This window comes from Rhodococcus sp. ENV425, assembly GCF_002887785.1.
GTDB lineage: Bacteria > Actinomycetota > Actinomycetes > Mycobacteriales > Mycobacteriaceae > Rhodococcus > Rhodococcus aetherivorans.
Map to the genome: position 1 here is coordinate 249 of NZ_PCZU01000299.1, position 1,540 is coordinate 1,788.

General features: G+C 70.2%; 1 protein-coding gene. It reads left to right on the forward strand.

Features of this window, described 5'->3' with window-relative positions:
* Positions 1-919 (forward strand): cytochrome b N-terminal domain-containing protein (locus tag CQZ88_RS28285; protein ID WP_374703849.1); only part of this gene is annotated, 919 nt, incomplete at its 5' end.
* Positions 920-1,540: the final 621 nt, after the last annotated feature.

Sequence of the window (1,540 nt, forward strand, 5' to 3'; positions counted from 1 at the left end):
TACCGAGCAGAACGTCGTCGGTGTCCGGATTCTGCCGGTGTTCGCGGTCAAGTCCGGTGCGTTCTTCGCCATCACCTTCGCAGTGCTGGCGCTGATGAGCGGTCTGCTGCAGATCAACCCGGTCTGGAACATCGGCCCGTACAACCCGTCGCAGGTGTCCGCCGGCTCGCAGCCCGACATCTACATGATGTGGACGGACGGCCTGGCCCGTATCTGGCCGGCGTGGGAGATCTACCTGTTCGGCCGCTACACGATCCCCGCGGTGTTCTGGATCGCAGTGATCATGGGCCTGGTCTTCACGGTCCTCATCGCCTACCCGTGGATCGAGAAGAAGTTCACCAAGGACGATGCGCACCACAACCTGCTGCAGCGTCCGCGGGACGTGCCGGTCCGGACCGCGATCGGCGCGATGGCTCTGACGTTCTACGCCATCGCGACCATCATGTGCATCAACGACATCATCGCCTACAAGTTCGACATCTCGCTGAACGCGATGACGTGGATCGGCCGCATCGGCATCCTACTCGGCCCGCCGCTCGCCTACTACCTGACCTACCGGTTCTGCCTGGGCCTGCAGCGCAGCGACCGTCAGGTGCTCGAGCACGGCATCGAGACGGGCATCGTCCGGCGCCTGCCGCACGGTGAGTACATCGAGATCCACCAGCCGCTCGGCCCGGTGGACGACCACGGTCACCCGATTCCGCTCGAGTACCAGGGTGCTCCGGTGCCGAAGCGCATGAACAAGCTCGGCACCGCCGGCAAGCCCGGCGCGGGCAGCTGGTGGAGCGCGGACCCGGCCGAGGAGGCGACGGCACTCGAGGCCGCGCACCACGAGGCCGAGGTCGAGCAGCGCGCCATCCTGAGCGAGTACCAGACGCGCGTCCACGGCACCACGGACGGCGACGGCAAGGCGCACTGACGGTCGCTCGAGTCCGAAACCACGGGAGGGGCCCCGAACCGGAAACGGTTCGGGGCCCCTCCCGTTTCTCCGTGGTCCCTGCGGCTTCCATCCCCGGTGGCTTCCGGTCGGTGCGGACGACCGGATCCGGTCCCCGCACCCCACCCCTCCCCCACTGCGACGGACGGCAGGGAACCCGAGCGGACCGTCGGCTCACCGGCCCTCGGACGGGCCGGGCGTGTCGCGGTACGCGAGTCGGTTCGAGCGCGGTACCGCATCGGCGTCTGCCCGGGGGCGCGCGGTGTCCTGCCGCCGCGTTCCGCGCGGTGTCCTGCCGCCGCGTTCCGCGCGGTGTCCTGCCGCCGCGTTCCGACGGGACCATCCGGGTTCGATTCCGACCCTCGGCGCGGTATCACCCCACCGCCGGCACGGCGGCGAGCGCCACCTCGACGAGGTCGCCGCCGTAGTACCTCAGCAGCGCCCGCCTGTGGATCCGCCGTGGCTACGCCGGGCGGGTGAGTAGGCGTGAGGGCTCTCGCGGCCGGGACAGCGGCGCGCCGCGACACTGCCCGCCCGGCACCCCCGGCGTCGGCCCCGTTCCCCACGACCGGGCCATGGACGATTCCCCGGTGACACCCCGCC